The sequence below is a fragment of the Tabrizicola sp. genome, assembly GCF_016793705.1.
GTDB lineage: Bacteria > Pseudomonadota > Alphaproteobacteria > Rhodobacterales > Rhodobacteraceae > Tabrizicola.
On the sequence record NZ_JAEULO010000064.1, the window covers coordinates 69,268 to 76,519 of the forward strand.

The following is a 7,252-nucleotide window of genomic DNA, read 5'->3' on the forward strand; positions in this document are numbered from 1 at the left end:
CCCTTGGGGCCAGCAGTCTGGCGGTGGTCCTCACCCCCGGCCTCGCCTTCGCCTGCGCCCTGCCGCCTTCGGTGATCCTGACGCTGCCCACCGGCCACTACATCACCGCCGCCGCGCTGACGGTGGCCCTGACCGCGCTGATGGGGGCCGCCGCGCAGCGCCTGCCGGTAATGGCGCCGCGCCTTCTTTGGGAGCGGCGGGTCATTCTGCCCGTGACACTGACCTCCTACCTCGCGTTCCTCGCCTTCCTTGCCCTGGTCTTCGTCGGACTCTTCGGCGAGCGCGATCCGATGCACAACCTGATGACGCTGGTCTTCTGGACCGGGGTCTGGATCGTGGTGCCGCTCGGCTCGATGCTGCTGGGCAACCTCTGGCACCCGATCAACCCCTGGACCGGGCCGGTGCGCATCGCCCGCACGCTTCTGGGCCGCACGCGGAGCATCGGCCTTGCCCGCCTCGGCCACTGGCCCGCCGTCGCCGGTTATGCCGGGTTCGCCTGGTTCCAGATCGTCTCGCTCTACCCCGACGACCCGGCGGTTCTGGCCGAGGTCGCAATGGGGTACTGGTTGGTGATCTTTGCCTTAGCCGTCTTGGAGGGCGAGGACTGGCTGGAGCAGGGCGAGTTCCTGACCGTCATCTTCGGCCTGATCGCCAGGGTCGCCCCCCTCTGGCACGAGTCCGACGGTCCCCGCACCCGCCTGATGCTCGGCTGGCCCGGCACGCAGGTCCTTGCCATGCCGCCGCTTTCCGCCTCGGCGGTGGTCTTCGTCAGCCTCTCCCTCGCCGCGCTCACCTTCGACGGGCTGAACGAGACCTTCTGGTGGCAGGCGCTGATCGGGCAGAACCCGCTGGAGCCGACGGGCCGCAGCGCGGTCGTCTGGCAGAACACCGGCGGTCTTCTGGCGGTCTGGGTGCTGACGCTGGGCTTGATCCTTGGCGCGATCACGCTCTGCCGCCGGATCGGCGGGGGCTTTGCGACCGGGCCGGTGATGCTTTCGTTCCTCGCCATCGCCGCGGGCTACCATGCCGCGCATTACCTGGTGATGCTGCTGACCGCCGGACAATACACCCTTGCCGCGCTGAACGATCCCTTCCTGACCGGCGACAGCTGGCTGGGGCTACCGCCCTTCTATGTCTCCTTCGGCTTCCTGACCGATCCAAGGGCGATGCCGCTGATCTATGCCGCGCAGTTCGCGGCGGTCCTCGGCGCGCATCTGCTGGCGGTGCTGCTGGGACTGAAACTGGCGGGGCAGGGCGCGCGGCCCGTGGCGCATCTGCCGATGACGGTGCTGATGGTCGCTTACACGGTGCTGGGACTCTGGCTGCTGTCCACCGCCAGAACCGGATGAAAAGGCTGGACAATCCGGGGCCGCTGGTCCCCCAATGACCCATAGGCCCGCGAGAGGCCGCAACAGTGAGGAGACGGACATGACGAACCTGCTTCATCCCAGCCGCCGCGGACTTCTGATGGCCGGCGGCGCGGGGCTGCTGACGGCGGCGCTGCCGGGCCATGTCGCCGCGCAAGGTGCCCCGATCAAGATCGGCTTCCAGCTGCACCGCACCGGCATCGGCGCGGCCTACGGGCGCTGGTACGAACGCACCGCCCAGGCCGCGCTGAAGGCAATCAACGACGGCGGCGGCATCGCCGGGCGCCCGGTGGAACTCCTGTTCGAGGATGACGCGACCGATCCCAAGCGCGGTTCCGAGGTGGTGGACAAGCTCACCCAGTCCGACGGTTGCGACCTGGTGATGGGTACGCTGTTCAGCCATGTCGTCATGGGCTCCGCGCCGAGGGCGGGCGAGTTGAAAGTGCCCTACCTCGTCTGCTCCGAGGGCTATCACGTCGCCAGCGGCGCCCTGAACCGCTGGACCTTGCAACCCGGCATCACCGATGTCCGCGCGCAGATTTCCACCATGGCGCCCTGGGTTGCGGCGAACCTTGGCAAGAAGGTCACGATGGTCTTCCCCGATTATGCATTCGGCCACGACCACCGCGATTTCTTCACCACCGCGATCCAGGCCCAGGGCGGCGAAGTCATCGCCCAAATCGCCGTGCCCCCGACCGAGACCAGCTTCACCCGCTATTTCCCGCAGATCCCGACCGAGACCGAGGTGCTGTATCACGTCATGGTCGGCCCCGCCGTCCTGACCTTCGTCAAGGAACTGGGCGAGTTCTACGGCACCGGCGCCAAGCCCGCGCTTTTCGGCTTCATCGACAGCCTGGAGGCGGTGGATACCGCGACACCGGGGCTGGAGTTCCTGGAAGGCAGCCATTTCTGGGAGGCACATCCCCGGGTGAAACCCGCCGACGCGGGCGAGCACGAGGCCGCCTACCGCGCCGCCGTGGGGGTGGACGACAACGGTGCCTCGGTCAGCGATGCGGCGGATGTCTCGACCTACAGCCACATGTTCAGCACATGGGAAACGCTCTACTTCATCAAGCAGTCGATGGAGGCGGCGGGCTACACCGGCCCGGCCGACCGGCAGAAGCTGGTCGAGGCGATGGAGGCGATCTCCGACCTGCCCTATGGCATCGAACGCCCGCAGGGGGCCAAGCGCTTCAACGGCAAGACGCACCAGGTCTTCGGGTCGCAGAACATCAGCCAGGTTCAGGGCGGCAAGCTGGTCAAGGTCCACACCACGACCATCGAGGAAGGCGTCTACGAGGACGCGGTCGACTATACGACGATGTCGTTCTGACGCCTGTCGCGAGGGCAGATTGCCCACCCTATGCCGCGTAGGGTGGGTGTTTCACCCACCTTTTCCTTCACCCACGGGACCCGCATGGCCTTCGGACCCTTCCTGCTCCTGGCCCTGATGGAGGGCCTCGTGACCGCCGCTGTCCTGGCGTTGGCGGCCTCGGGCCTGAGCCTCGTCTTCGGCGTCATGCGCGTGGTGAACGTCGCGCATGGCGAATTCTACATGCTGGGCGCGGTGCTGGCCTGGGTCGTTACCACCATGATCCCCGGCCCGCCCGCGCTGGCCTTTGTCGCGGCCCTGCTCATCGCGCCCCTGATCGTCGCGACGCTCGCCGCCCTGGCCGATGGGCTGATCCTGAAGCGGCTCGCCTATGACCCCGAGGCGACCATCGTCGCGACGATCGGCCTTCTCTACATGATCCAGCAGGCGGCGCTGTCGCTTTATGGCCCCAATGCCAATCCGGTGCGGGCCCCGTTCGAGTGGCGCATCCAGCTGCCCTGGTTCGGCTATTCCGGCTACAAGCTGTTCGTCGTCCTTGCCGCCCTGGCCGTCCTCTTGGCGCTGTGGCTGTTCATGACGCGGACGAAGGCGGGCCTGATCATGCGCGCGACGCAGGTGGACCGCACCACCGCCTGCGCCTTCGGGATAAATGTCGACCGGGTCTACATGAGCACCTTCGCGCTTGGCGCGGGCCTTGCCGCGCTGGCCGGCGTGCTCGTCGTCCCGATCCAGCAGGCGCATTACCTGATGGGGGGCGATCCGCTGCTTCTCTCGTTCATCGTGGTGATCATCGGCGGCCTCGGCAGCTTGCGCGGCACACTGATCGCAGCGCTGGTCATCGGGCTGTCCGACGGAGTGATCTCGATGTTCTTCACGCCCACGCTGGCCAAGATCCTCGCCACGCTCCTCGTCGCCATGGTGCTGGTCTTCCGCCCGCAGGGCCTGTTCGGAGCGAAGGCGTGACCGGTGGAGGCGTGAAGCCCTGGGCGCTGCACCTTGCCCTGATCGCGGTCCTCTTGACCGCGCAGTTCTGGCTCTCGCCCTACCACGCCACCAATCTCGCGCGGATCATGGTGCTGGCGGTCTTCGCCATGGGCTACAACCTGGCCTTCGGCTATACCGGGCTCCTCAGCCTCGGCCACGCCCTCCTCCTCGCCGCCGGGATGTATGCGGCAGGCCTTCCCGCGCAGCTCTGGGGCTGGGGCGCAGGCCCCGCCTTCATCGCCGGGGTCGCGGGCGGGGGGCTGATGGCCGCCGCCCTCGGCCTGCTGGCGCTGCGGACGGCGGGGGTCAGCTTCATGATCGTCACGCTGATGTTCGCGCAGGCCGGATACCTGACGCTGCTCTACTTCGCCCCGGTCACCGGCGGGGACGACGGCTTTGCGGTGGCCGCTGCCAGCCGCCGCTTGCTCGGCTTCGACCTTTCGACCGACACCCCCCGCTTCCTGGCCGCGCTGCTGATCTTTGCCGCGGGCCTTCTGATCAGCCTCGCCCTCATCCGCTCTCCCTTCGGTCGCACCATGGTCGCCATGCGGGAAAACGAGGAGCGGTCGAGGATGCTGGGCTACAACCCCTTCACCGTGAAGCTGGCCGCGCTGACGATCTCGGGCCTCTATTCCGGGGCTGCCGGGGCCGCCTATGCGCTCCTCTTCGGCTATGTCGGGGCCAGCTTCGCCACGATCCAGTATTCCATCCTGCCGATGCTCTACGTCCTTCTCGGCGGGGCGGGGACGACTCTCGGCCCCTTCCTCGGCGCGCTGGTGATGTTCACGCTGATCGAGGTCGCCACTGGCCTGACCTCGGCCTATCTCTTCTTCGTCGGAGCCGCGCTGGTGGCCCTCGTCCTCTTCGCGCCGAAGGGGATTCTGGGCACGATCCGGGAAAGGTGGGTCCGATGGCTGCCCTGATCGAGACGCGCGGACTGACCCTGCATTTCGGCGGCCTCAAGGCGGTGGACGGGGTGGATTTCGCCCTTCAGTCCGGCGAAATCCACGCTCTGATCGGCCCGAACGGGGCGGGGAAGACCACTTTCGTCAGCCTCCTCTCCGGGCGGCGCATGGCCCAGTCCGGGACCATCCTTCTGGACGGTGAGGACATCACCCGCCTTCCCGCCCATGCCCGCGTCAGGAAGGGCATCGCCTATACCTTCCAGATCACCTCGATCTTCCCGCGCCTGACCGTGTTCGACAACGTGGCGCTGGCCGTCCAGTCGCAGGGCGCGCGCGACCTTCTCGACCGCACCCGCGCCGCGCTGGCCCGCGTGGGACTGGAGGGATTGGAAGCGCAGGAGGCGCAGGCGCTCAGCTATGGCCACCAGCGGCTCCTCGAACTGGCGATGGGCCTGGCGCTGAACCCGCGGGTCCTGATCCTGGACGAACCGACGCAAGGGCTGGCGGCCAGCGAGATCGACAGCTTCATCCGGCTGGTCGAAAGCCTGGTACCAGAGACCACTGTTCTGCTGATCGAGCACAACATGGAGGTGGTGATGGACCTTGCCACCCGGATCACCGTGCTGAACTTCGGCCAGGTCCTGGCCAGCGGGACCCCTTCGGAAATTCGCGCCGACCCAGCGGTGCAGGAGGCCTATCTTGGCGCTTGAAGTCAAAGGCCTGACCGCAGGATACGGCCCTGTCACCGTGCTCCACGGCGTTGATTTCAGCGCCTCGCCGGGGCGGATCACCTGCCTGATGGGCCGGAACGGGGTGGGCAAATCGACCTTCCTGAAATGCCTGATGGGCCTGATCCCTGTCAGCGCCGGGGCAATCACGCTGGACGGTACCGCGCTCCAAAGCCTTCCCGCTCATGAGGTTCCCCGCCATGGCCTCGCCTATGTCCCGCAGGGCCGCCGGTTGTTCGGGCCGCTGACCGTGGCCGAGAACCTTGCCGTCGGCGGGCTGGTGCGGGGCAACGACCGGGCGACGCTAAACCATGTGCTGACCCTCTTCCCCCGCCTGCGCGAACGGCTGGCCCAGACGGCGCAGACACTTTCGGGGGGCGAACAGCAGATGCTCGCCATCGCCCGCGCGCTGTGTCTTCAGCCGAAGGTCCTCCTGCTGGACGAGCCGACAGAGGGGTTGCAGCCCTCGATGATCACGCTGATCCAGGAGGCGATCCTGTCGCTGAAGGGGCAAGGGGTGGCTGTGGTGCTGGTCGAGCAAAGGGTCGATGCCGTGCTTAAGCTGGCCGACCGGGTTGCCTTCATGGTGGCGGGCCGGGTGGAGGAGACAAGGGAAATCAAGGGTATGGCGGCCGATGACCTCGCCTTCCGGACCTATGTGGGGGTGTGAATGACCGGGCTTGTCGCGGGCGTGGATGTGGGCGGCACCTTCACCGATCTGGTGATCTTCGATCCCGCGACCGGGGCGGTGCGGCTGGCCAAGGTGCCGACGACGCTGCCCAACCAGTCGGGCGGGGTGCTGGAGGCCTTTCATCAGGCTGAAGCTGACCTGTCGCAGATCGACCTGATCGTCCATGGCACCACCACGACGACCAATGCGGTGCTGGAGCGCCAGCTGTCGAAGACCGGGCTGATCACCACGACGGGCTTCCGCGACGTGCTGGAGCTTGGCCGCCGCACCCGCCCGCAGGCCTATGGAATGCATGGGTCTTTCACCCCGATCATCCCCCGCGACCTGCGGCTTGAGGTGCCCGAGCGGATGGATGCGCGGGGCTGGGTGGTGATGGCCCTGGACGAGGATGCAGTCCGGGCGGCGGCCCGGCAGCTGCGCGACCAGGACTGCGAGGCGCTGGTGATCCATTTCCTGCACGCCTACGCCAACCCCGCGCATGAGCTGCGGGCAGAGGAGATCGCAAGGGAGATTTGGCCCAATGATTACATTACCTTGGGCCACAAACTTCTCTCGGAATCGCGGGAGTATGAGCGGGGGGTGACGGCCGCCGTCAACGCCTCGGTCCAGCCGCTTCTGGAGCGCTATGTCGCTCGGCTGGCGGAGCAACTGGCCGCCCGGGGCTACCGCCGCGACCTGCTGGTGATGAATGGCAATGGCGGCATGGTGGCCGCGAAGGACGTGGCCAAGGAGGCGGTGAAGACGGTGATGTCGGGCCCCGCCTCCGGCGTGATGGCGGCGGTGGCGACAGGCCGCAGGGCCGGGATGGCAAACCTTCTGACCTATGACATGGGTGGCACCTCGACCGATGTGGCGATGATCCGGGGCGGGGTGGCCCCGGTCTCGAACGAGATCGAGGTGGAATATGCCATGCCGATCCATGTGCCGATGGTCGATGTGCGGACCGTTGGCGCAGGCGGCGGCTCGATCGCCCGGATCGACGCAGGCGGGATGCTGCGGGTCGGGCCGGAAAGCGCGGGCTCGGATCCCGGGCCGGTCTGCTACGGGCGCGGGGGGACTAGAGTCACGATCTCCGATGCGAATTTGATCCTTGGCCGCCTGCCCGCCAGTCGGTTCGGGCAGGCGGCAGGGGCTGCGCATGAGGCGATGCGGAGCCAGATCGCCGCGCCGCTGGGCCTGTCGGTCGAAGCGGCGGCGGCGGCGGTGATCCGCATCGCCAACACCCATATGGCCGGGGCGATCCG

7 protein-coding genes are annotated in these 7,252 nt (G+C 67.6%); all 7 read left to right on the plus strand.

The genetic code is table 11. The features are described from left to right. Positions 1-23: 23 nt before the first annotated feature. Entirely contained in the window at positions 24-1,349 is a 1,326-nt protein-coding gene (locus JNJ68_RS16305) for a hypothetical protein (RefSeq protein ID WP_294983829.1), read from the plus strand. A 79-nt stretch (positions 1,350-1,428) separates the two neighbouring features. Then, entirely contained in the window at positions 1,429-2,700 is a 1,272-nt protein-coding gene (locus tag JNJ68_RS16310; RefSeq protein WP_294983832.1) for an ABC transporter substrate-binding protein, read from the plus strand. Between the two features lie 84 nt (positions 2,701-2,784). After that, a complete protein-coding gene (locus tag JNJ68_RS16315) occupies positions 2,785-3,663 on the plus strand; it encodes a branched-chain amino acid ABC transporter permease (protein WP_294983834.1) in 879 nt (292 codons plus the stop codon). A gap of 11 nt (positions 3,664-3,674) precedes the next feature. Beyond that, positions 3,675-4,607 (plus strand): branched-chain amino acid ABC transporter permease, encoded by a 933-nt coding sequence (locus JNJ68_RS16320; RefSeq protein WP_294983847.1) that lies wholly within the window; start codon positions 3,675-3,677, stop codon positions 4,605-4,607. Next, positions 4,595-5,299, plus strand: coding sequence for an ABC transporter ATP-binding protein (locus tag JNJ68_RS16325; protein WP_294983837.1), 705 nt, complete (start codon positions 4,595-4,597; stop codon positions 5,297-5,299). Before JNJ68_RS16320 ends, JNJ68_RS16325 begins: the two co-directional genes overlap by 13 nt. Next, positions 5,289-5,987 carry an ABC transporter ATP-binding protein gene (locus tag JNJ68_RS16330; RefSeq protein WP_294983839.1) on the plus strand — a complete coding sequence of 233 codons (699 nt, stop codon included), beginning with the start codon at positions 5,289-5,291 and terminating at the stop codon, positions 5,985-5,987. The genes JNJ68_RS16325 and JNJ68_RS16330 overlap by 11 nt, the downstream gene beginning before the upstream one ends. Then, a partial coding sequence (locus JNJ68_RS16335) for a hydantoinase/oxoprolinase family protein (protein WP_294983842.1) occupies positions 5,988-7,252 on the plus strand: 1,265 nt, incomplete at its 3' end.